The sequence below is a fragment of the Paenibacillus sp. EKM301P genome, from assembly GCF_011800295.1.
Classification (GTDB): Bacteria; Bacillota; Bacilli; order Paenibacillales; family Paenibacillaceae; genus Paenibacillus; species Paenibacillus polymyxa.
Map to the genome: position 1 here is coordinate 1,082,431 of NZ_JAALFM010000001.1, position 24,453 is coordinate 1,106,883.

Sequence of the window (24,453 nt, forward strand, 5' to 3'; positions counted from 1 at the left end):
AGCGAATTAGTTCAAACATTCAGCAAGCTCCGTAAAAATCACTCCAAGCGCATAAGCCCCCGCGTCTGGATAACCAAGGCTTCTCTCTCCGACCGCTCCGGCACGTCCCATACGCGCCACGATGTTTTCTGTCTTTTTAGCCCCTAGGACAGCGGCTTGAGCACCTCGCACAAAGGCTTCCTTCACGTCAACATTTGATTTCGCGCTCTCTACCCAGCTATCCGCACATGGCACTAATGCATCAATAAGCGTTTTATCACCCACGACGGCTCCTCTACCGAAAGAACGTTCACCTGTCGATTGTATGCCTTGCACCGCAGCCTGCATCATATCTGCGAATTCGGCAATGGTCAGTTCGCTTCGTTCACCCGCAGATCGTGCTGCCGCGCGAAATGCTGAGCCCCAGATCGGACCCGAAGCCCCACCGCAGTATTCCATGATGACGAGCGAGCATGAATGGAGAAAGCTTCCCATCGTCAAGGAATCTTGGTGTAGGATGTCGCTCCATTCCCGTTTCAGCTGACGGAACCCCTTGGCAACACTCATGCCAAAGTCGCCATCGCCTGCATGAGAATCAAGATCGCAGAAAGGCACCTCATTCTTGATGATAACCTCACTCATTTTGTCAACCAGGTATATCAGATTGTTCAACGTAATCTTGTTATCCTCAATAACTGCAAAAGCAGGGGCAGTTTCCACCTCGAAAGATACTTGCCGATTTTCGTCTGCTACAGTTGATAGATCTGTGAACACGACTTGATCAGCAGGTCCAGACACCTTGAACGCAGGCGTGTTGCTTTCATGGGAAAGTAAGGTTTGCAGTTCGTCGTCCAGCTTCATGATTGAAACTGAGATGCCCGCCATATCGATACTTGTCATATAATTGTTGACGAAAGCTCGATTGATCTTGATTCCCTTCGCTGCTAGTTCGCGAGTGACCGCATAATTGAAAAGATACAGTTCTTGCAGAGGCGTACCGCCAAAACCATTGATCAGCAGTGCAATTTCTCCGCTGAATCCGTTTTCGATCTGCATGTCTCGAAGGAGGTCGGTTACCATTCTGCGTGCCAGCGTATCCGCATCTGTCAGCTTCTCGCGTCTGATTCCAGGCTCGCCGTGAATACCAACGCCGTATTCGATTTCATCAGGCCCGAGCTCAAACGTTGGCGAGCCCTTCGCCGGCACGGTGCACGACGTCAATGCAAATCCGATACTGCGTACATTCGCAGCGGCTTTCTCCGCCACTGCTTTGACTTCTGCCAAACTACGCCCCTCTTCTGCCGCTGCACCCGCGATCTTATGCACAAGTACCGTGCCCGCTACACCGCGCCGTCCGACCGTATATAGACTGTCTTCTACAGCGATGTCGTCTTCGACCTTTGCATAGTCCACTTCCAAACCATCTTCAGCAGCCAGATGAGCGCCGTTTCTAAAGTTCATGATATCGCCGCTGTAATTTTTGATAATCAGCAGTGTGCCTTTTTTCCCAGCTGTTGCTCGGATGGCCTGATACACTTGAATTTGCGAAGGAGAGGCAAAGACATCACCGCAGACCGCCGCATCGAGCATCCCCTTGCCGACAAAGCCGGCGTGAGCGGGCTCGTGTCCGCTGCCACCGCCGCTGATAAGCGTTACTTTCTCCGTGTTCAGTTCCTTTTTCTTGAGCACTTTATATTTTGGTAGAAATTCCAACTCGGGATGCGCGAGCGCGATACCACTGCACATCTCAAGAACCAAATTTTCCGTACGGTTGATGACCTTTTTCATGCTATTTTACCTCCGCTTTGTACTGGCTGCCGATCCGGTCGGCCGCAGCAATTGCCGCTGCAACCTGCTCCACCGTGATCGGAAACGGCATGGCATGAATCGATTCCTCCTCAATGCAGGCTTTAGCAGCTACTTCCATGAGTTCTTCCTGGCTGATATGATCGACACCGATATCGGCCAAGCAGACCGGCAAACCGATGGTTAAACAGAAATCCAGTACCTGATGCAATTCCTCCGTCGGTGCGTTTTCGAGCACCAGCTGTGCGATCGTACCGAACGCGACTTTTTCTCCATGGTAATAGTGATGCGTGCCTTCCAGAATGGTGAGTCCATCATGAATCGCATGGGCCGCAGCAAGTCCGCCGCTTTCGAAGCCAAGACCTGAGAGTAAAATATTAGTTTCAATGATATTTTCGAGTGCTTGTGTAACATGATTTTCATCGCATGCCGCTTTTGCTTTGGCACCGTCTTTTAAGAGCATTTCATAGCATAACGTTGCAAGTGCCAACGCCGCATTCGTACCTACGGCTGGCGCACACTGTCCCTCGAGTACTCCATTAGGCAGTCCAGCGTTGACCCTGGAGTAAGAGCGAGAGGTCGCACGGGCTTCAAAGTATGTCGATAGTGCATCACCCATACCTGATACGAGGAATCGGGTTGGTGCATTGGCAATTACAGTGGTGTCAACTAATACGACACTCGGGCTTTGTTTAAAATAGGCGTAATCGTCGAATGCGCCTTCTGGAGTATAAAGAACGGCCGAGTGACTTGTCGGCGCATCCGTCGCAGCAATCGTCGGACAGATGATAAGCGCTTCCCCTTGTGCCACACATTTCGCCGCGTCAATCGCTTTGCCGCCGCCGAGACCAACGATGCAATCACATCCATTCGCAGTGGCGATTTCTTGGAGTCTAGACACTTCTTGTCTGGAGCACTCACCCATAAAACCGCTTTCAATAAAGGTTACGTTATACTTTTCCGTAGTGGAATCAAGCTTATCTTTCACCCGCTCCACATCGGCTGGATGCGCGATCAGTAAGGCAGATTTGCCGAAGGTGCTCACATAGTAACCCAAATTCAACAATTCGTTTTCACCTTGTACATATTTGCTTGGGCTGATAAAAGCTTTTCTCATCTATAATTCCTCCCTTTAATGGTGTTTGGTTTCGTTCTGATTAAAACTATAAACGAACCATGTGAACTTTACATTGGAGGAATCAAGGAATATATTATAATTTGCAATCGTATTTTTTTGCACTGAAGCATATGAATTGTACTTTTTTGTTGTTGCTTACAGGATAATTTACTATTAAGGGATGAGAATCTTGATACGTGAACATTTGAGCATCCAGAAAATCTTTGATTTGAAAAAGTGGGAGCAGTTGCAGGATTCATTAGCATCCGTTACCAAATTAGCCATTCTCACCGTCGATTATAGAGGGAATCCCGTAACTAGCCACAGCCAATGTCAATCATTCTGCAAGAAGGTTCGCCAAGATGAGAATCTCCTTCCCTACTGCCAGAAATGTGACTCTCGTGGTGGACTTGAAGCGGTGCGTTCCAACAAACCTTATATTTATCTCTGTCATTATGACATCGTTGACATCGCGGTACCAATCATTATCGACGATAAGTACATCGGCGCCGTCATGGCAGGTCAGGTTCGCCTAGCCGATCCTTCGAACGCTTTACAGCTGGAACAAATCCTCACATCAAAAAATGAAAAACTGTACAGTTCCAAATGGGAGGAACTTAAAGACTACTATGCCGATCTGCCGACGATGACCTATCAGGAAATTCAGATGATCTCCAACATGTTATCCTTATTGTGTAATTATATTGTTGAAGAAGCAATGAACAAAAATCTTCTCGCGGAAATGTTCGAAAAGGCTTCGGCCATACAGTCCAGTCCGCAATTGTCTGATATCCTTCCTGGCTACTCGCTGAAGCATATCGAAAGCCTTAAGAAAGAAATGAATAATTTCTTAGCAGATGCCTATCTGAACTCCTCAGGGGATGAGGATATTCCGTGCGGAAATCCTGTACTCAAACCCGCCTTTGAATATATTTATGAGCACAAAGGTGAAACTTTCTCTCTAAAAGCCATGGCTGACTTGTGTCACATTAGTCCGAGTTATTTTAGTCGGCTGTTTGCGAAGGAAACGGGTGAGAACTTTTCCAGCTATCTTGCCCGCTTAAAGATGAAATGGGCGAAGCAGCTGCTCGAAGCTACAGATATCCCTGTATCCCAGATCAGTAGTGAGCTCGGCTTTAATGAGCCAGGGTATTTTATTAAAATATTCAAAAAATATGAAGGCACAACACCCGCGGTATACCGAAAGTATTACAAGGGATAAATATAAAAAAACAGATGATTCATGGGTCTATCATTACCATGATCATCTGTTCATAATGTTCTTGCCCATGCTACCTCTTCAGTGTGTACTGATCAGGCTGCCTGACCTTTTTGTTAGTAATTATATTATGGCGTGTTTCTTTAGAGCTACTGTAATGTTTCTGACTGATCCTGAGCATTCGTTTCATTGTGCATAGATTCTGACTTTTTCTTGCGAAATAATTTGGCAAAAAACTTGCCTATCACACCAAACACACCTACACAAGCAGCACCAATGAGGACAAGCACCTTAACTCCCGCGCCCTTAATAAAAGCAAGGATTAATGCCAACAAGCCTACCTTTTTAGCTACTGCCAAGCCGGCCCCTCCCAAAATCAGTCCGGTCAGGCCATACTCAGAAATTTTGTCCGTTGAAGCATTAAAATCTTCGTATCGCTCACCTGATTTGACTGTCAGCTTGGGTAATATTTTCTCATTCAAGAACTTCTTATCCGCGTCCAAATGTGCAGGATCGGACACTAATATGGCAGAGATATAACCCTGACGAGTGAGCACACGAACATTATAATTAATCAGCTTTTCCTTGTTCCCATCCTCCGCCAGCATAGACCAGGTTAAATTATGGGTCGTTTCATTATAAAAAGGCTCCACATCCCAGCCTGTAACATACAGGCGATCACTTTCCGCTTTTTCCTTGTTACTCTCTTCCGTACCCTCTTTATAACTATCTAGAATGGCATCTGCATCGATGTCTTCTTTTTCATCATCCTTGATATGTCCAAGTTCATTGTATTCAAAAACAACTTCCCAATTTTGATTTTCATCCTTCGGAAATATACTCCCAATTTCCTTGCCAGATGGCTTTTCGTGATTCATCTCGCTTACCTTCGCAGTGTTAGCCGCATCCAAAAAAAGAAGAGATGAGTCTAAATCAACCGCAGCTACATTTCCCAGGTCTACCTTTCGGCCACCCTCAATCCATTTTAACTGTTCACTGGATGAAGCCCATGCATTTCCTCCACTGAGTAGCACCAGACTAAGCGCCAACAGCGCTCCCAAAATCGTTTGGCCCCATCTCATTTTGTAGTTACATCTGTTATCTAGTCTCTTATTCAAAACTCATTGCCCCTTTATAAATTCCAATATCTCCCGTGTTCCCAACCATATTAGCCACTGCATTATATTTTGTCAATTCACCGTAGCAAAGGGCGTTTCCACGACTTAAAACTCATTTTTATACATATGTATGCAAATTTTCTACTCTAATCGGACTGGTTTTACAAGGTATGGAGGAGCGATATAAAAAGACTCATCATGGACAAGCACAATTGCGCAATCGCTGCAACTTATCCGTTCAAGTCTCTCTCACTTATAATTTCTTAAAAGACGTATTCCTTGATATGACAACTTTGTTGACCTCAAGCTTAGTCTCAAGCACATCCATCTAGCCTATAAAATGTCGAATTTCAGCAGGTTAAGGAATGCATACTTCACCAAACAAGCGACTATAGTCTTAGTGACTTTATGCCTGTTTTTATACATATGTCATCTTTTTTATTTAAAAAAATGTATAGGCTTACACCGGATTGATTTAACAAATACTGGGGCACAGAAGTAAAGATAGAGGGGATGCATACTCCACTCCTCTATCTGATGTTCTAATCCACAATCATCCGTCCAGCTCCACCGCCCTGCCAGCGGCCTGTTGTGCGCTTCCCCCGTCCGGCTCCTTCCAAAATCAGCACCAGCTGCCTATGAAGCTGAGCATGTGAATATTCCTTATATTCCACACCACTTCGGTTTGCAATATAATGCTGGATAGATTCTCTGTCTACAGCCTCCAGGTTCAGGCACATCATAGCAAACATACAATCCATCGGATCGGTTGTACCGCTTTTGAGCAGCTCGGATGCAAAATAGCGCAGCGTTTCTGGGCGCAATGTACTTTGATACAACCCCGCAAACGGGACATGAATATCACTCCATGTATTGAACTCAGTAGCCATATCAGCAAAATCCTGATAATTGGAGCGAAGCACGGCTCCATCTTTGAGTTTGAATCGGCCCAACTCCAGTTCATCCAATCCAATCTCAGCCTCGGCCTCTAGCACAATATCTGCATGATGCACGGTGAAATCCGGGCGATCGGTTTGTTCCAAAAAGAGCAGCTTCAACACCGATAGCCGCCCCGTAGCCACATATGAAACTTCCTGCTCTTGCTCCAGCAGGTATAATCTATTTTTATGCTTTACAATGCCTCTGCCTACGGTCAGCGCATGTTCCCCGACGGTCACATTCATTCCGGTAATAATACCATCCGAATAATCCTGATACCGGATATCCAGAAAGCTACGGGGGTAATCCCGCAGATTTTCCAGCATCTCGGTTTTGAGAATGCGACCTTTTTCAAACTTTGGAACGATATGCGTTAACATGGGGTTTCCTCCTTTCTCTATTCTTCTTTATTTAAGGGAACAGATAGCCGATTCACACCAGGCGCAGGAGGCGGAACAATAACTCCATCATCGGTGGTGGGTGGAGCTTTACTTACTCCAAGTAATCCAATAAATAGGCGAAAATTCTTTTCTATACATCTGCGTATATCCATCGTGCTCCCCCCGATTGAAGACTGAGGTTTAATCTCAGAGTTTATTGATCTACCTTTACATCCCGGCTCCGCGCCCAGCCTGCTCGCGCAGTATATAATTCAGCTCGCGCTTGTCCACAACATAGGTACGTGCAATCAGATCGTGAAGAGCCTGTTTTCTAGCTGTAAAGCCTGCCATGATAAAACCGATCCACAAAATGATACTCGATACAATTTTACTCCAGTAGCGGGCACTCGCACGTCCAAAGCTCAGCTTTTGGTTAAATTCATCTACTACAACGATACCAAGAGCCAGCTTGCCCACCGTAGCTCTGCATTTGGACGATTCCATGATCGCAAAATACAACCATGAAGCCCCCAAATTCATCAAAGTTTGTCCTAATAATTGCATAGTAAAAATAGCAGTCGGCCCGTCTGTCAGCATAGAGGTTTCTGCCGGAGATGGCACCCAATCTACAATGGCCTGAATGATGATCCAGACCAGCCCGATAACCATAAATACAAATCCTAAAATAAGGCTGTCAATGATATAGGCCAAAGTTCGTTTCCAAAAACCTGCATACAGCATGTTATTCCCTCCATGTGTTGTGTGCTTTTCTGATTTCTGCATTTTGCAAAATCCTTAATTTATTATTTCGTGCCGTCAAAGAAATCCAGCTCGGAGAGATCATTTTCGAAGGCATAAAAGCGCTTCGGACCCAGATACAGCAATTCATCACGGCGAGTAATCGGTACGACGTAAAAGCCCCAACGACTATCCCCGACAAAAACAAAATATTTCGTCTCCTCATTGCGAATGGAATCCGTATCATCCTGTGGAATATCCTGCCCGTACAGCACAGCAATTTCCTCATACGGCATGGGTTCAAAGGCATCTGGCCGACTGCGGTACACATGACGCTGACGCAGCTTGCCCCCGTTGGCCGTCAGGAAAAATTCCACTTCGACCGCTTGAGACGGCCGGGAAATAGAACCGCGTACCCGGTTGCTTTCCAAACTCGCAATCAGCTCCTTCTCACGCCCCGTATGCGTCCATGCGCTGACCGTATACGGAATCGCTGGAATATGATTGGTAATGACAGGCTCAATGGTTCCCATTTTTTTAGCGTTCAGGTAACGAATAGCCCCGCGCAGACAGGCCATTTTCAACTCAGGTACTCGGCTCAGGTCTTCTGCCTTTTGTCGGAACTCAATACTGCGCCCCGGTACAAATTCCTTGAGTGCTTCGCGGAACACGTCTATCCGGCAGGACTGCCCGGTCAGTTTGATAATCGAATAATCCTGCAAGCGTCCCTCCAAATAAAAATCATCCATAAACTTGCGCACAATATTGTAGATATCTGCCTTAAGTAGCTGCTGTACTTCACGAATATTAAACACCACATCAGGTAGACCATATTCATCACGGAACCGTCCGTTCTCAATGACCGAAACCAGCCAACGATCCATTACGGCAATGTTCAGGTCGCTTTCAGCAGATAATACCTGCTCGGATTCAAAGCGGCTGCGCAATATCCCCGTACGTAGAAAAAATTCCTTTTTCATATTTTCTGCCGCACTCCACAGCAGATGAAAATTACTCAGCACCCGTTGATATTCATCTCGTGTAGCATGCTCGTACCGTTTGAACGCGGTAGGCAAGATCGCCTCTGCGTCACGATACCGTTCCTCCAGCCCTGCATATACAGCATCTACACCAAACTCATCCACATGACGGTACAAATCTCCCGAAGGAATGCCGATCAGAGCATCAATATCAGTGTCAGGCAAACGCGTCTCAGCAGCATAATAACCTGCAAATACAATTTTCATAAACTGCATAATCCGATACGTCAGATTATTTCCACCAAAATTGGTATCCCCATTCTCATACGTTGTGTGAATATCCAGCTTGTAAGCAATACGTCCATCTTCAATCCGGAAGCGGCAGGAAGACAAATCTGTCGTGCCCCCACCACAATCAATGACAAGTGCCTGATACTCCTCACCGTCTGCAAAAGTTCCTCGTTCCATCTGATCTGCCAACGTGTTGTACAGCACTGCCAGCCCTTCATCCAGCGCATCCTCCGCTTCAATCCGATAATCAGGCAAAATATCGCTAAACATCTCAATAAATTGGGGCTGCAGCTTGACAGGAGCAGAAAAGTGTAAATTGCGAAACCGACACTTAAATTGCTGCTCGGCTGTAGCAATCACATAACGGATAAACGCCGCTAAAATATCGCTGCGGGAAGCGGTTGCTGTATTCCCCTCAGAATCCATTAATTCTTCGATTCGCTTATAGTCATTGACCCAACGTTTAATCCCCCGCAATACCGTAGCGCGGCTGCCTGCCACATCACTTCCACGTAGTGCCTCCTCCCCAAATACATAAACGATATGCTCGGGATTGGAGCAGTCCGCGACGCGAATGGCGGTCGGCAGCACTTCGATCCAGTCGCCTACCGTACCTTCTGGACCAGGGAATGACACATAATTGATAGCGTCCAGCCTTACTGTGCTGCTCATCCCTGTATCAGGGGCCGTAACGTAGGAACTATCCAAATAAGCACCTGCCGTGGTGTTCGAGGTGCCAAAATCAATCGCCAGTACCGCATCGGTTGTTTCCGTGCCCCGAATGATCAGCTCTGCCACCGGGATTCGATGACCCTGAAGTTTCAGCGGTAGCATCGGCTTATCTCCATAGTAGAGGTTATAAAAATATTCTGACTCCTGTCTTCGCAGAAACAGCAAGCTATAGCTATGATTAGATGTCTCTCGCAGTTCAGCATCGCGGTGACGAGAAAGATAATATACGCCTGTTCGTCCCTCATCCTTCACCAAATTTAAAACACCACATAATTCCCCTGTCGCATTCACCAGCAGCACATTAGATGAGCTCAGCCAAGGCAAATCGGATTCGATCCGATAGTTGTCCATGCGACCTGTGCGCACCCCCTGATACAGCGTGATTTTGGCGGGAACCCGAATACCGCCACTTTCCTGCGGGCGGTCATTCCAGTTGCGCTGTAGTGCCGATTGCATACGTTCAAAACCGTCAGGATTGGGTCTGGTAATGAGTAGATGCTCCTCCGCGCTTCGAAATCGCAAAATTACGCGAATCAATTCTTCACGTGCCAGACGATTCGCAAAGCCCTCGACCAGTCGCTCTTTATCACATATCCCGCGCAACTGAAAGGTCGTCATTTGCTCCAATTCCGCCCGCGTGTATTTAGTCGTGAAACGAGCGCTTTTTCGATCGGTGAGCGGGTCTAGCAACCTGTATGTATAGGGTCCGTTCATCGTTCACATGTCCTTTCTTAGCCATTTAGCCTTAATAGAGGGCGATAGCATCTATTTTCATCGTAGGGTCTTCCTCCAAAATGCCGAAATGACTGGTCCAATACAATTCCGTCGTAAACCGTGCTGGAAGAAACAAATCGAGAATCAGATCGACTTTGATTCGTGACAGCATCGTCTCCTCCTGGCCAATATATATGAGTAGTTCGTCTTTTTCCTCACAGTTGGTGTAAATGATCGAGCGATGGAAGACGCGACGCATCGTTTGTTTTAACAGATGTACGGCTTCCCCCGTCTCATACAGGCGCAGCAGGCCTTCAGCAATCGCGTCTTGTTCCTCACGGTTTAATTGTCCAAAGGCTTCCTTTACCTTCGGGCCAAAGATGCCATCCGCAATATCACGCTGAACAAACCGGATATGGTACTCTCGCCGATTCATGCCTTGATACAAATCGATCTCCGCCAGAAAATGCATCATAATATCAAATAGCGATTCTCTCAGCTCCAGATCCTCTGCTGCATCCGGTGGAAACAGATCCCGAAAAATAGAATAAAAGCGGTAGTACGGATTAATCTCCACTACCTGCTCCAAATGGGACGTATTCAGCTCAGCCAAGCTAAGCTCCATATACGGAGAATAGCTAACAGCGGGTACGAAGCGGAATTTATCTACATCCAGCCCCTGTTTCCTTGCGCGCATGAGCAAATCCCAAACGTAATTCACACCCATTCTCCTTCACACTTGTACTCTGGAAAATACATCTGCACTTCTGACACCAAAAAGCTCATTAAATCGGACAAAATGTAAGCAGGTGTGGTTGGCAACACATCCTCAGAACCACGTCTGAACCCCAATCGCATGATCTGCTTGCCATCCTCTGTCCGTACATTATCGCTGACAAACGGATTTAACGGATACGTCTGAGTTTTGGTTACAAGGTTGCTTATATCATTTCGCCCAGCACCTCCCCAGATGTCCACACGCTCTAGCTCTAGCCCCTGTGCCGCTTCAAACGAATTAACGATGCGCGTGATCTCTGCTTTAGCCCGGACAATCACGGCCTGTTTTCCTGCATAGCGACCCAAAAAGCTGTCCTGCCGCCGATTAGACAATACCGGAAAAGTCTGACGACTAAGCTTGGTTGTAAATGGTTTCGTAACCTTCAACACATTCCATTCGCCAGATTTATCACGTGGTGTGACAATCGTCAGTTCCTCTTCTGTCCGCTTGATATAGCGGATATCACTTTCAGTCCCGTCAATCAGGTAACCATGCTCTGATCCTGTTTTACGCAAAGGCAGCACATGCTCATAGTTCACACGATCCATAGCTGGTATAGGAAAACCGCTGTTCTTTAGAGCCAGTCTTTCAATGTTCCACAGCGGAAAAACATCGGCTTTCTTATAAACGTCGAATTCCTCCAACGAAATCGAGATTTCATGGATTTCTTCATGAGCGGCCGGCTCGCCGTCCCCACCAATCAATACACAGTCCACAAATTTATAAGCGTATGGATGATTAATCGTTTTCCACGGCATACCATTTTGCATAAATGTATGATACAACTGCTCAATCTCCAACATATAAGATCGGTTATGCTCCAGACGAAAACGAATCGGGTAATTTGCAGTTTCCGTGACCAGCATTCCTAAGAAAATTCGTTTGCTGCGTACCAGTGCCGAGATTTGTTCGGTCTCCATTTCGAGAAAAAGCGTAAATAGCGGCATCTCCCCGCCTTCGCGTACCACCTCTGCCACACGACTGATGTCTACCTGTTTTTCTACTGCATCGGAGGGCAACACAGGATATAAAAATTCATGAATCGGGTCGTAGTCCTCACGCGATGTCAATGACACATACACATCAAACTTTTCTTCTGTATTCTCAATTTCCTCAAATACCCGCCGTTCTAGCTGGCGGGTCATTTCTTCCTGATATTCGACGAGGTTCATAAATACCCCCGCCATCATATTTTTCAGTAAACGTCTCTGCTCTAAATCGTCCATCTTGCTCAAACGATCTTGTACCAGCTCTTTCACGACGTCTCACTCCCTTCCGGCTCCAGCATTCAATGAACATAAAAACTTATTTCCCGTTCGCAGCAGCCTGATCTTGACTCTCTGAATTCGACGCCCCGGCTGCTTTAGAAGCAAAATCAGCAGTTCCTTGCTCTTTGCTGGTGTCCGCCTTGGTCGAAGCGGCATTGCCATCCCCCGTACCACCACTTTTTGCAGTCGGAGAGGCTTCCTTCTTCGCGGGCGTAGCACCCGCTGAAGCCGTCGGCGCAGCCTTCGCTTGCGATGCTGTGGCAGAGGTTGCCGCAGCGGAAGATGAAGCTTCACTCGCTGCGTCTCCAGCATCTGTGTCGTTCAACACTCCGTCAGACAATCCCAATCCAGCAGGAAGCTGTCCATTTTTCTGCTGCTCCGCGCTCTGCTTTTCCTCCGCCTTGGCTATGCTCCGCTCCAGCGCCAGAACACTTTCGAGCTTATCAATCTCCTGATAAATCTCCTGTGCCCCGCTATAAGCATCAATGGCCCCTTCATAATCGAGATCTTTCATCAGCCGATCCCCTTTGGCCTGAAGCTTGCCAGCTTGAATCTCCTTGAGCTGCTGCTGAATAGCTGTCAATTTATCATTGGTCTCTGTAATCTTCTTCTCCAGCTCTTTTTGCGCGGACGTATAGCCGGATTCCATCGCAGCCTTATTTGCTTTTTTGTACAGCTTGAGTGCATTTGTGTAATCGCCACCCTGGAATTTTAAATCTCCGTCCTTCATCCAGCTCGCCGTCTCGGCATAGCTGTCCAGTTGGTCGATTTTATGCTCAATGTCCTTCACATTAAATGGTGGATATAGCCCGGCGCTTTTCCGTGCTTTATCGTAGCTGGCTTCAGCTTTGGTAAAATCGGCCTTTTCCACATAGCCGTCTCCGTCGACCATCAATTGAGATACTTTCTGCTCTGCCGTGTACAACCGCTTGTGAATTTTATCATTAATCTTAACTGCCGCGTTTTTCGCTTCACTGTAGGATTTGAGCGCTTTTGCATAATCGCCAGCTCTTGCATAATCATCCGCGGCCTGAGCCGATTCGATCATCGTTTCCAGCGCAGCCGCTTTGTTCGCAGCCATACGCGCCAGTGTAATCCATGCTCCCCCGCCCACGATTACAAAGGCGAGCAACGCAATCAAAATCCGTTTGATCAGCTTACGACGGTTTTTAGGCTTTTCCTGGAAAACTTTGTTTACATAAATGGCGGCAGCCGTGTAATTATTCACCGTCCGGCGCTGTTTGCTCAGCAGGACCTCTTCCAACGTATCCGTCAGCATACCCGGGTCCTTCGCTTCCTCCAGCGCACCCAGCATTTCCGCCAGTTCAACGTCCTCCCACATCCCAGATGTAGCGAGCAGCATGACATCTCCATCTGCAAGCTGTGTCTTTTTGGCGTAATGGGCATGAACCCCATTCGGATTCCCCAAGTATTCCAGCAGATTCCCCCGTTCCTCGTGTGTACTGGTCGCTTCGTCTGGAATACGACCATCATCTGCCAGTGACTGAGCCAGGCTATGATCCTTACTACGAAAATTAAGCCTTCCATTGCGAAAATGATATAGCCGCACATTACCGCACGAAACGTACACCATTTTGTTGTAGTTGGTCACTACCATCAGTAGACTGGCCTTAAGCCGGACACGACGGCTTTCAAATTGCAGCCATTCCTGCGCTTCACGCAGATCTCTCATCAAACGCCGCTTGGACATGGAAGGCTTCTCCATAAAGTTTTCCAGCACCGTTTTGACTACCATTTCTGCACTGCGCAGCTCCTGATCCGAATCCAGACCGTCTGCGAGGACATAACAGGCCATGTCGTCCGTCTCCATGAATGCAAAATAGTCCCGGTTATCTATATAAGAGCCCGCTTCCGACACAAAGGCGGTACTAAAATCGCTGTTGTCCTTGCGCATCGCTACCCCCGTCTTTCTTGTTTCATCCTATCGCCAAAATAAGCACTGTCGCATTATCCTGACTTTTAAACCCTTTATCGTTAATGGTGTCGATCATGGCATCCGCCATTTCCTGCGGTGTTCCGCCCTTGCGCATGATCTCTTCCTGCTCAATCTCCGTCAGCGCCTCCTGAATGCCATCACTGCACAGCAGCACATAATCACCCGAATACAGGCGAATCGGTGCATTCCCCAGTTCCATGCTCTCAAAGCCTTCATAACCTAAGTAGTTGACCAGTTGATTGCGTACAGGACTCGTTTTAGCTTCCTCCGAGGTCATTTGTCCAGCAAGCACTCGTTCCTCCAGCAGTGTTTCCGCTGTATGCTTGGAATTGACTGTCTGAAAGTGACCATTGCGGTAAATTGTAATCAAGCTGTCGCCCACCGCTCCGTAATACAGCTGATAGCCGCACACAATGACCGCCGCGAGCGTCGTTCCCCCGCCCTGCCCATTCAAATTTTGCAAAATACCGCGATTGCTTTGGGTTGCCGCCTCTGCAAAATATCCGTTCAAATTCGTTGCATCTTCTAACTTGGCAAATGCCTTCGTAAAAGTCGTCACAGCCAAGGTACTGGACATACGTCCATTAGCCAGCCCACTGATCCCGTCTGCAACAACAGCCAGCGTACCCACAGGGGTGGTCATACTGGAGAAATAATCATCCTGCTCGCTCCGGCTCCCGATCGTTTGACCATTTCCAATCTCAATTCCACTCACGGTACGGCTGCCGGAACTTCGCGTCAGTCGTATACGGATGATGAGAAGAACAGCGAACAGCACCGCAGCTCCACATACAACAAAATAAGGCTGCATCTCGTTACCTCCCTGCACCATTGCCCACTTCCGTTCTAATTTTCGTTATCCCACTCGAAATGAGCGCCGCACAGCGGAATAAAGATAAATTTGCTGCGTCCGAGCTGAATCACGTCATAAGCAGCCAGCTCCACTGGTGAATATACCGCCTCGTTATTGTGATACGCCAAGCCTGACGAATCGCCTGGCAGCAAGTAAAAGTTGCGTTTCTTCGGATCATACACAATGACCGCATGATTTCTGCGGGAAATCGTGTTGTCTCCGATAATACGGACATGCATTTCCTCTGCGCGCCCGATAAAGTTTTTTTCTGCCATAATGCGATAGTCCTGACCCACCTGTGCTCCTTCGATACATACCAGCCATCCGGTTACCGGGTGAATCCCTACCGTCTCGCCTAAATACGGCATGGTTTTGTCATCGTCTCCCGCAACGTTTGTTTTCGCTGCTGGTTCCGCGCTCTTGGGTGCGGCTATATTTACTACCGAATTACAATAAGGACACGTATTTCCGTGCTTTCGTGTACTGAACATGTGTCCGTTCGGGCATCTTGTCAAACTCATAGTCGGTTCCTTCCCCCATTGTCTTGATTGTCTTTACAGCGATCTACGTGTTGTGCAATTTCTTCTATTTAACGAGCAGCCTGGTATTGGCAATATATAACAAATCGCCTGAGTAAATTCGGTAAGGCTCGCCACTTTCCAGCTTTTTGGTGACACTTTCGTTCGCAGACCGTAGCCCGGTACCGTTGCCGGAATCCACATCCTCCACAAACCAGTCGCTGTTTACCCGGTTAAGTACCGCATGCTCCACACTTACCAAGGAAGCATAATCTGTACCTGCTAAATCAATATCCGCTTCAGAGCGTGATGTCGTTTTGCCGATTAACAATGAGGTTTCGCCTTCAATATACCATTCTTTAACGGACTCACCCTCTTCATCAATCAACACCAGCTTGGTAATCCGTTTACGCTCTGCCTTTGGCTTGGGCACAGGTACCACGGACACCAGATTGCGCAGTATGTATACAAGCACGCTAATCCCAATACCTATCGCGACCACAGTCTTCAAACCGCTGTAGCCTGTACGATTAAACACATAAAAGGCGATCGCCAGCATCAGCCCGAACATGGCAACATCTATGATGAAAACCCATCTGCTCTGCGCCGTTTTCACTGCTTGCTTCCCCCGTTTCTATCCTGAAATCATCACTTTTTACGAATACCAAAAAATTGGTTGAACATGGCTGAGGTATCCGTCGGATCACCGGATTTTTTTGTTTTTTTCCCTGGTGAGCCCTCCTTCGTTTTCGGATGAAAGCCGAAAAATTGCTCAAAATCAGTGCCTATGTCAGCCGGATTGAATCCTTTAGCTGTCCTACGCGTACCGCCTGAAGGTGCTGCCCCTCTCGCTTTATCTTGCTGTTCTCCGCTAGTTCCCGTAGCTTTTCGGATGAGCTCAGCATCGTATGCCTGCCGCAATGCTTCGTCACGCAAGGTATTGTAAGCCTCGTGAATCAGCTTGAACTTGCGCGTTGCTTCCTCGCTTCCCTGGTTGGTATCAGGATGATACTTTTTGGCCAGTTTACGGTAAGCTTGCTTAATCTCTGCCTCCGAAGCATCCCGGCCGACACCGAGCAGCTCATAGTAGTTGGTCATTGTCTGATGTTCCCCTCTCCGAAAAAAATAAATATTAAGAGACCCGTAGGCCTCTTAATATTTATCCACCCTTCACGTATGCGCCGGGTGAGTGTGTGTTTAATCTGCGCTTAACATTAAGACGTTAAGCTTAAACCGGATATCCGCCGTCGATGGTAGCCAACTCGGTTTTGTCTTTCTTTTGTTTGATGTAGAGTGTAAACGCACCTACACCTTCTGTGTCGCCGAAGTGCTCGTTGTAGTCTACAACGAAAGCATTCGGGAAGTAGATTTTACGCACCACTTGATCGGCTGCGATAACTTCCAGTGTTACTTTACGGTAGCTGTCTGCTTTTTCAGCAGGAACCAGAGACCACAAAGCCAGTTTCAGCGTGTCATCCGCGCTGTCACCATCTACTGCTGTGATGATTTTACCGCTGATGCGCAGCGTGGAGCCTACGTCAGTGGATCGTGCATTGGAATCGTCCGGTGTATCGGTGTCATAAATAACCGTTTGGATGTTATCCAAGCCCAGCTCGATTGTTTCTTGTCCTTCTACTTTCAATCTGAATCCCATGTGTGTTGCCTCCTTGATATTAGGTAAAATGATGGCGGAAGAAGCAGGGCTTCTCCGCGATTTATGTATAAAGGCGGTTCTGGATAGAAACGCCTCTACCATCTTTCGTAGTGCTCGGATCATGATTTGACCGAGCTGGTTCCCTTAGTGATCATGACTTCCAGGTTCTTCACATTACCATTGAAGACCAGATCGATATGACACATATTGCTTTTCTCGTCAATAATGAAGCTCATATCATCTCCGTCCTGAATGATCGAGTTCACAGATCCTCTGCTGCTCAGCCACTTGCTCTTCTGGCTGCTCGGATTGTTACTAAAGAAGCGGACGATATTTTCGTGCTTGAAGTCACCTGTTTGGTAGCGCAAAATACGTTCAATGTACGTGCTGACCAGCGTTTTGTAGATAGAGTCAAAGCCGTCCTCGGACATCGCCATGCTTCTTGCCTTGTAGACAGTAATCCGGCGGATATCCTTATCCTGAATCTGAGCATTCTCGGACGAAAATACAAAGCCAAAGTTTTTACGGTTGATGGCATCCTTGATCGTGTTGGTGAACCCAGTGATTTCCTTGGCCATCGTCGTCACCGTGCGCAGACTGTTGTCTCCAGCTTCAATGTCGAAGCGTACACCCGGGAAGTTTTTATTGACCGTTTTGAACGTCTCACGCAGGTATTCAGGACATTGATAGGAAGCGACCAAGCCAGCGGCCACATAGGCAGCGCCTACATATACGCCCTCGATCCACAGCTTGAGAATATCTTCTTTTTCCTTGGAGAGCTGCACACCGTCTTCGGTCTGTAGCATTTTGCTATCAATAATGACACCCGATTTATCCTTCGGAATAATGGTAAAGTTTGGTACACAAGGAATCGCAAATTCGCTATATTCTCTGCGTACAAGACTGGCGCATTTATCGACATATTTATCGATGCCTGCTGTCGCCATACTGTTGAAGGTCGTCTCTTCACCGGATTCAAAGTTAAAGAACATTTGAATTTTGTAATCCTTCACGACTTGCAGCAGCATCGAAAGCGATTCCATCGAATTTCCGCCCTGCTTTATGACCTTCTCGTTGCCCTTAAAGCGTTCACGAGAAACTTTTACCTTACCGGCTGCTTCAAGCTCGATAGATGGAACGATCCCGAACCAGATGGTGTCGCTGAATTCATTTTTGGCATTTACGGTGTTCAGGTACGTTTCCAGACGCGGGATATTGCTACTTTTCACCAGCATGTCCAGCTTGTTATTCGCCACCAGCATTGTCGGCAGCATCCCTTTGCTCTTCGTCGCATATTGATCGAAGAACATTTTGACACCGAGGATTTTTTCTACCAGCGGCTTAACCGCCTTTACAAAATCATCCTTGGCATTTTTATAGAACTCCAGATACGTGTTGTAGTTCTGAACTTCAACCGCTGTGTCAACCTTGGTCTGAACAGCTGGCAGTGGCACAAACGTGCGAACCACCAAGTCCTTCACATAGTCAGAAGGCGTATCTGTGATAGAGTTGTAATCTTCTTCGAATACTTGGGAGAGATCGCCAGTGCTGTTCTCATCCAACAGCATCAGTTCAGTACTTTCGCTCTTCGGCGCTTCAATAATTTTCAGTTCGCCGCTTTCCCCAATGGAGAGCATACCCACCTGGATCAACTCACCGGCGTTTTCCTCTTGGGCCCCACCGAGCAGAAGTCGGGTTTTGATGTCCTCAATGGCCAGTGGCAGCATAGCCATAACGTTGTTATAGTTCTGGCTCGCTTCCTCGAACATGGCATTCAGTTTGTCACCCATGTCGAGTTTCTTCGGATCGCCATCATCCAGCTTGTCGTATTCACCGTACATATAGTGAATTTCTTTGCGGACTTGACGAATATCATCCATAACCTTTTTCGGTGAAATCATATCCAGCAGATTTTCAAACTTGAAATCTACATTGGTGATACCTTGACTGCGCTTAGTATCAATGAGCGTAAACAACATTTTCAGAAAATCATTGCTTTGATTGATACGAATTTCAGAAATGCTATCCTCATCAATTCCCTCAGGCTTTTTAAGGGTGTAGACGACCTTTTGATTGGCCGCGTTAAAAAATGAATACACGGTCGGTGAAAACTTATCCAAAAATTCGTCAAAGCTGCGCACCAGAAGGTGCTGATTAATTTCCTTGATCTTCTCATCGCTCAAGCTGTCGATACCCTTCACATCACCTACAATGGTGATCAGGTCCAGCTTTTCCGGGTTAATCTCTTCAAAAAGCATTGTCCGGTTGGTTTGATAAATGATTTCCATCGCTGTCGACAAATGAATAAAGTTTGAGTATAGGTCCATTGCTCCATATTCGGACATGGGATGTCCAATTTGAAACGGACGAATATTCATTTTTAGTTCATTTGCCTCCTCCCCCCTACTTAACATTTAAATTCGTCAAAGGATTGAGCTTATACCACATTTACGGTACAGGCATATAACCTCGAAAATCGGTCCGAAGCGCTATTCGGCTTTTAACGGCAAGGCATTCAAATGAGATAAAATTCAAAATCAAAAGTCATATAACACAGAAACTTCAAATTTATGATTTCGTATTCCTAACTTCAATCCCAATTTTTGCCGTTGATACGAGAGCTATCATACAAAGCACCCTTTAGTTTTGTCAATTTCTGTAGTCTCAGATTGAAATAGGGCATTTTGGCTCATTTTATGCGTGAATACGTAATTTTTATGATATGTTAGACCTGTTTCTTCAGGGAAATATTCACAAATGGAATCCAATTGCCGATAGAAGTTCATTGGATATTTCTGATAAGCGTAAAAGTATCAAATTCATGGCTAATGTGAGGGTTTTCAGCTATTTTGATCCTTTATCCCTTATATACCAAGGATTAGGAGAGTTGGCACGCCCACATTGGTCTCGCCGATGGAGGAGCTTATGTTCAGAATAAGGAAACTAGGAATTATCATTTTCATGACTTTTGTACTATTTTTCCAAATGGGCTTAAACGGGGTCATTTGCACTGTAAATCAGGCTAATGCAGCATCTTTGGGGACTGCTCCGATTGAGGGTTACGATGCTGTTTTTGTACTGGATACCAGCTATTCCATGAGAGACACGGATCCCGAGGGTATTGCCGCCGAAGTCATTAGTATGTTTATGGACTTAAGTGATGCAGACCGTACACGCGTGGGTTTCGTCGCCTACAACCATCATGTTGTCGCCTCAAAACCACTTACCTCGATTGGCGTGGCAGCGCAAAAATCGCAAATTCAGCAGGAAATCAGAATGTTGAACCGTTCTGGCTATACAGATTTGGGACTTGGGCTGCGTAAAGGCTCAGAACTGCTAGCTGCCGGAGCATCCCAAGGGCGTCAGCCTTTTATGATTTTATTGTCAGATGGAGAGACTGATTTTGGTGCCTCTTCTGGTTCTCGGTCTAAGGGTGACTCGAATAACGATGTATCCTCTGTCATCAAATCTGCACAGACCAAGGGATACCCGGTGTATACGATTGGCCTGAACCATGATGGCACGGTAAACCGGCAAGAACTCGAACGGATCGCTTCTCAAACGGGAGGAGCTTCTTTTATTACGAGTAGTGCTGAGGATCTGCCGGAAATTCTGAATCGTATTTTTGCCAGTCAAATTCGCTCCAAGCTCGTTCCAGTTGCTGCAATTACGACCACTGGCGAGATGCAAGAATTAACGGTGACTCTACCGGACTCTAGTATGGAGGAAGCCAATCTGGTGCTTTTGTCGGAGCATCCCCTGCTGGAAACCCAGCTATACTCCAATTCAGAAAATGTCCGTAGGTACAAGTCGAGCCGATATGCAATTTTGAAAATTGAGCATCCACAAGCAGGTAAAGTGAAGTTGAAATTACGGGGCATACGCGGAGATTTGGTTAAAATCAATTTACTTGGCAGCTACCGACTGGAAGCTGAAGCTACTATAGGAGGAACGCAAACAACAGCAACTCATGGCGACAAGCCTATGCAATTGCTGAAGGGACAAGCGACACCATTTCAAGCTCAGCTCCTGTTACCGGATGGCCAAAATCTTACAGATGAGGCCGTATATACATCTCTTCAAGCCCATATTATAGTTACCCCTGTAAAAGGCGGTATAGCTAAAAAGGTGCCTATGACCTATAAGTCAGGAGCCTTTCATACCGAATATGCGTTCCCACAAACGGGTGATTATACATGGCAGCTATCTCTGGATAGTCCGCAGTGGTACCGTAAGGGAATTGTACATAAAGTTCACGCCACCAATGCAGCACCACAAGCTTTAAACGACCTGACGATACATCTGGTAAAAGAAGACGGTGATTCCCGTCGAAGTTTATCGGATTTTATTGTTGATCCCAATCATGACAAGCTGAATTATAAGCTGGATTCAGGAGCCTCTGAGGATACAATTAATGCCGAGATTAACGGTAATGATCTGCTGCTATCCAAGCTTCACACAGGTGACACGAAGCTAAAGATTACCGCTACCGATCCAGAAGGTGCATCCAGTAGCGCTACACTGACCGTTTCAGTCCAATCCCGGTATACAGCCATTAAATGGACGGTAGCCATCAGCATTGTGATAGCTGCTCTTCTGTATTGGTTCTTGCGACCGAAGCCGCAGTTTGCTGGAAGAATCGAAGGATATTTTCTCGCTACAGCGAGTGGACAGGAGATTCCGGTAAAATCTTGGCCGCTGACCTCCTTTCCGGGTCATAAGGTCAGCTTGCAGGAGTTATTCCGTACGCTTGACGTTCACGAACCATTACCAGAAGCGGAACGAATCCTATTTTCCGCAGGTAAAAAAGGGACTCTGATCGTGAAACATGATACACGTTGCGCCCTGCAGCATGGAAAAATCAGATTGACCCGTAACAAAAAAGCGGTCATGGCGTATGGTGATAAACTGTACATCACGTTTGAGGACGGCGTCACTGAAATTGAGCTGCGGTACAAGGCGATTAAGCCGAACACTTCAGTGTACACCGACCATATTCAAGCTCCGACAGGATAACGCCCGTCGGAATAAAAAAGAGAAGCACCTACTCTTACGATTAACGAACCGTAAGAGTAGGGCGCTTCCCTTTTTTTATCCAATATTCCGCACGTAGTGCGGCTTTAAACCATCGAAGTGAGCGGCAACGCTTGTTAGCCTGTACCTCCAGGCCACGCCGAATCACGTACGGCAGTAGTGAAATCCCTGCATTTTCGATCCGAATCCGTTCGGTCCGATCTGCAAATAATCTGCCTGGCACGTCCGGTGGAGGTGATCCTTTTTGGCAATAATACAGCGTTGCGGCCAAGCTATAAATATCCGACACAGGTCCCTGCCGCGAACGGTTAGAGTAAAATTCCAGTGGAGAATAGCCTGCCGTCGTGAAGATCGGATGCTCCTTGCCTTCGAAATGCACAGCAGAGCCAAAATCAATCAGCTTGATGTTGCCATGTTCCCCAACCATAATATTGCCTGGCTTAATGTCCCGATGAATAATTCCTTTGTTATGAATATACTCCAAGGCATCAATTAAAGGCAGCAGCGTTTGGTACAAAAAAGTAGGATCAGACGTTGGCACAGCTTCTTCTTTCATCATTCGATCCAGCGTCTTGCCTGCACAGTATTCCATGACCAGATAAGCAGTTCCATTTTCCTCAAAGTGATCTATATAACCGACAACCCCCGGATGATTTAATTCCTTCAACATTTGCCCTTCACGCAAGAAATAATGCATAAACTCTACATATTTGGATTGCATAGAAGCGCTACAAGTGACCGTTTTTCGATCCATCCCCCGCAAAGCCAGCGCATTCGGAAAAAATTCCTTTACAATCACCTTTTCTCGGTTATCCAACAGCCTTGCCGTATACACGATGGCCAGCTCACTGCGGGACAAGGCGCTTCGAATTTGATATGTATTTCGCAGCTTCGTATTGCGGGCAAGCAGATTCCCGCTTGTATCCACGATCATGACTCGTCCTCCTGTCAGGTTCTTAGCTTATGTCTTTTGTATATATCGGCTTATTACACGTCTTTTTATTATACCGTAAATCAGGTTATTGGAAAAACAAATAACCTGCCATAATCTCCCTTAGAGAAATGATGACAGGTCTTTTGGCATTCATCTGGTCCTATTTTCTCAAATCGTTTAACCTAATTTTGTACCTGGCTTCATACTGCGTACACCGTTGGTATTTTTCTTCCGTTCGCTGCGCAGTTTGCCTTTACCTTGTTCTGGAGTGCGAATGGTGAGGGCAATCAGGAACGATACGACGCACAGCACAGCAATTGTGGTAAAGGTCGGGATAAATCCGCCGAGCAAGGCAGCGATAAATGACCCCGCCAGCGCACCAAGGCCAAAGCCCTGATACACAATACCATAGTTTTTGCTTTGGTTCTTCAGACCGAAGAAATCAGCTACGATGGCAGGAAAGACGGTAATATTGCCACCGAAGCAAAAAGCAATTCCTGCTACACAGGCAAAGAACAAACCAAAATTCAGGGGTACCAGACTCAGTACTGTAACTGCAACTGCTGTTGTTAAAAGTGCACCTGCTACCACTTTCAGACGACCTACCTTGTCCGATAGCGCACCTAATATAATCCGACCCGCCGTGTTGAAAATAGCGACCATAGCGACCGCATTGGCAGCTGTTGCTACATCCAAGCCAGCCATCCGTACGCCGATATCTTTGACCACTCCGATCAGGTAGAGACCACTCATACAAGCGGTAAAGAACATGACGAACAGCAGGTATGCCTGCTTGGTGCGCAGCATTTCTTTAACGGTATAGTCCCGCTGTACAGCCCCATTTTGTTCCGAAGGTTTGTTCACAACTACTGCTTCTTTCACCAGGAAAGAACCACCGACGATCATGATCAGCACGATGATACCCCAATACAAAAATGCCTGCGATACGCCAACAGACTGAATCAGCGAACCGTTAATATACTTGAATATCAGACTGCCTGTTCCGTAGGCCCCAACTGAAATACCGGAGATAAGTCCTTTTTTCTCGGGAAACCATTTAATCAGATTTGACAATGATGTAATATATGCCGTTCCATCCGCAAAACCTACGACAATACCTGCCAAAATGTACAGCAGGGATAACGAAGTTACCTGTGAACTAAGCATGAGCCCTGCCCCTAGTACGACACCTGCACACAAAATCAGACGACGAAGTCCCCATTTATCCTGTAGCTTGCCTGCGAATAACGTAGCAAACGCCAGTGCAAAACTGGTAATTGAAAAGGTAATAGCGACCGAACTGAGGTTCCAGCCAAAGCGGTCCACCAACGGTTGATTAAATAAGCTCCATGTGTAAATGGTACCTAAGCCCATCTGGACAATAATCGTTCCCAGTACGACCAGCAGGCGATTTCCGCTGTTTGATTTCATATTGATCTCCTCT

The 24,453-nt window shown here is 46.8% G+C and carries 20 protein-coding genes; 2 read left to right on the top strand and 18 right to left on the bottom strand.

Going from position 1 to position 24,453, the window contains the following annotated elements:
* Positions 1-6 precede the first annotated feature (6 nt).
* Positions 7-1,767 (bottom strand): dihydroxyacetone kinase subunit DhaK, encoded by a 1,761-nt coding sequence (gene dhaK / locus HFD99_RS04845; protein ID WP_123797520.1) that lies wholly within the window; start codon positions 1,765-1,767, stop codon positions 7-9.
* A 1-nt stretch (position 1,768) separates the two neighbouring features.
* Positions 1,769-2,902: a glycerol dehydrogenase gene (locus HFD99_RS04850; protein WP_123797521.1), complete on the bottom strand. Its 1,134-nt coding sequence runs from the start codon at positions 2,900-2,902 to the stop codon at positions 1,769-1,771.
* Between the two features lie 190 nt (positions 2,903-3,092).
* Here HFD99_RS04850 and HFD99_RS04855 point away from each other — a divergent pair, with 190 nt between their 5' ends.
* Positions 3,093-4,124 (top strand): PocR ligand-binding domain-containing protein, encoded by a 1,032-nt coding sequence (locus HFD99_RS04855; RefSeq protein ID WP_029514300.1) that lies wholly within the window; start codon positions 3,093-3,095, stop codon positions 4,122-4,124.
* 146 nt (positions 4,125-4,270) lie between these two features.
* On the opposite strand, the gene HFD99_RS04860 is transcribed toward HFD99_RS04855, so the two are convergent.
* From HFD99_RS04860 to HFD99_RS04925, 14 genes are all read right to left on the bottom strand, one after another.
* A complete protein-coding gene (locus HFD99_RS04860) occupies positions 4,271-5,203 on the bottom strand; it encodes a DUF2167 domain-containing protein (RefSeq protein WP_167440833.1) in 933 nt (310 codons plus the stop codon).
* Positions 5,204-5,781: 578 nt separating this feature from the next.
* Positions 5,782-6,558 (bottom strand): hypothetical protein, encoded by a 777-nt coding sequence (locus HFD99_RS04865; protein WP_016818678.1) that lies wholly within the window; start codon positions 6,556-6,558, stop codon positions 5,782-5,784.
* Between the two features lie 17 nt (positions 6,559-6,575).
* The gene (locus HFD99_RS04870; RefSeq protein ID WP_162835280.1) at positions 6,576-6,731 is read right to left on the bottom strand and encodes a hypothetical protein; all 156 of its coding nucleotides are present in this window, start codon (positions 6,729-6,731) and stop codon (positions 6,576-6,578) included.
* A 55-nt stretch (positions 6,732-6,786) separates the two neighbouring features.
* Positions 6,787-7,299 (bottom strand): RDD family protein, encoded by a 513-nt coding sequence (locus tag HFD99_RS04875; RefSeq protein WP_025365574.1) that lies wholly within the window; start codon positions 7,297-7,299, stop codon positions 6,787-6,789.
* 62 nt (positions 7,300-7,361) lie between these two features.
* On the bottom strand, positions 7,362-10,013 hold the full coding sequence (locus HFD99_RS04880; protein ID WP_123797522.1) for a molecular chaperone: 2,652 nt from the start codon (positions 10,011-10,013) through the stop codon (positions 7,362-7,364).
* A gap of 31 nt (positions 10,014-10,044) precedes the next feature.
* Positions 10,045-10,734 (bottom strand): hypothetical protein, encoded by a 690-nt coding sequence (locus tag HFD99_RS04885; protein ID WP_016818675.1) that lies wholly within the window; start codon positions 10,732-10,734, stop codon positions 10,045-10,047.
* Positions 10,731-12,050, bottom strand: coding sequence for a hypothetical protein (locus HFD99_RS04890; RefSeq protein ID WP_025365576.1), 1,320 nt, complete (start codon positions 12,048-12,050; stop codon positions 10,731-10,733). The genes HFD99_RS04885 and HFD99_RS04890 overlap by 4 nt, the downstream gene beginning before the upstream one ends.
* Positions 12,051-12,096: 46 nt before the next feature.
* Entirely contained in the window at positions 12,097-13,974 is a 1,878-nt protein-coding gene (locus HFD99_RS04895; protein ID WP_025365577.1) for a serine/threonine protein phosphatase, read from the bottom strand.
* A 22-nt stretch (positions 13,975-13,996) separates the two neighbouring features.
* Positions 13,997-14,827 carry a PP2C family protein-serine/threonine phosphatase gene (locus HFD99_RS04900; protein WP_025676108.1) on the bottom strand — a complete coding sequence of 277 codons (831 nt, stop codon included), beginning with the start codon at positions 14,825-14,827 and terminating at the stop codon, positions 13,997-13,999.
* 35 nt (positions 14,828-14,862) lie between these two features.
* Positions 14,863-15,390: an FHA domain-containing protein gene (locus tag HFD99_RS04905; protein WP_025365579.1), complete on the bottom strand. Its 528-nt coding sequence runs from the start codon at positions 15,388-15,390 to the stop codon at positions 14,863-14,865.
* 64 nt (positions 15,391-15,454) lie between these two features.
* Complete coding sequence (locus HFD99_RS04910; protein ID WP_044787227.1) at positions 15,455-16,003, bottom strand: FHA domain-containing protein; 549 nt, start codon at positions 16,001-16,003, stop codon at positions 15,455-15,457.
* A gap of 32 nt (positions 16,004-16,035) precedes the next feature.
* Complete coding sequence (locus HFD99_RS04915; protein ID WP_016818669.1) at positions 16,036-16,485, bottom strand: J domain-containing protein; 450 nt, start codon at positions 16,483-16,485, stop codon at positions 16,036-16,038.
* Between the two features lie 130 nt (positions 16,486-16,615).
* Positions 16,616-17,041 carry a hypothetical protein gene (locus HFD99_RS04920; protein ID WP_007431573.1) on the bottom strand — a complete coding sequence of 142 codons (426 nt, stop codon included), beginning with the start codon at positions 17,039-17,041 and terminating at the stop codon, positions 16,616-16,618.
* A 119-nt stretch (positions 17,042-17,160) separates the two neighbouring features.
* A complete protein-coding gene (locus tag HFD99_RS04925) occupies positions 17,161-19,329 on the bottom strand; it encodes a hypothetical protein (RefSeq protein ID WP_029515169.1) in 2,169 nt (722 codons plus the stop codon).
* A gap of 625 nt (positions 19,330-19,954) precedes the next feature.
* Between HFD99_RS04925 and HFD99_RS04930 the strand changes: the two genes are divergently transcribed.
* On the top strand, positions 19,955-22,057 hold the full coding sequence (locus HFD99_RS04930; protein WP_123797523.1) for a vWA domain-containing protein: 2,103 nt from the start codon (positions 19,955-19,957) through the stop codon (positions 22,055-22,057).
* Positions 22,058-22,097: 40 nt separating this feature from the next.
* Here the strand turns inward: HFD99_RS04930 and HFD99_RS04935 are convergent, their stop codons facing one another.
* Both HFD99_RS04935 and HFD99_RS04940 read right to left on the bottom strand, forming a co-directional pair.
* Positions 22,098-23,009, bottom strand: coding sequence for a serine/threonine protein kinase (locus HFD99_RS04935; RefSeq protein WP_016818667.1), 912 nt, complete (start codon positions 23,007-23,009; stop codon positions 22,098-22,100).
* Positions 23,010-23,186: 177 nt separating this feature from the next.
* The gene (locus HFD99_RS04940) at positions 23,187-24,440 is read right to left on the bottom strand and encodes an L-lactate MFS transporter (protein ID WP_017426752.1); all 1,254 of its coding nucleotides are present in this window, start codon (positions 24,438-24,440) and stop codon (positions 23,187-23,189) included.
* Positions 24,441-24,453: the final 13 nt, after the last annotated feature.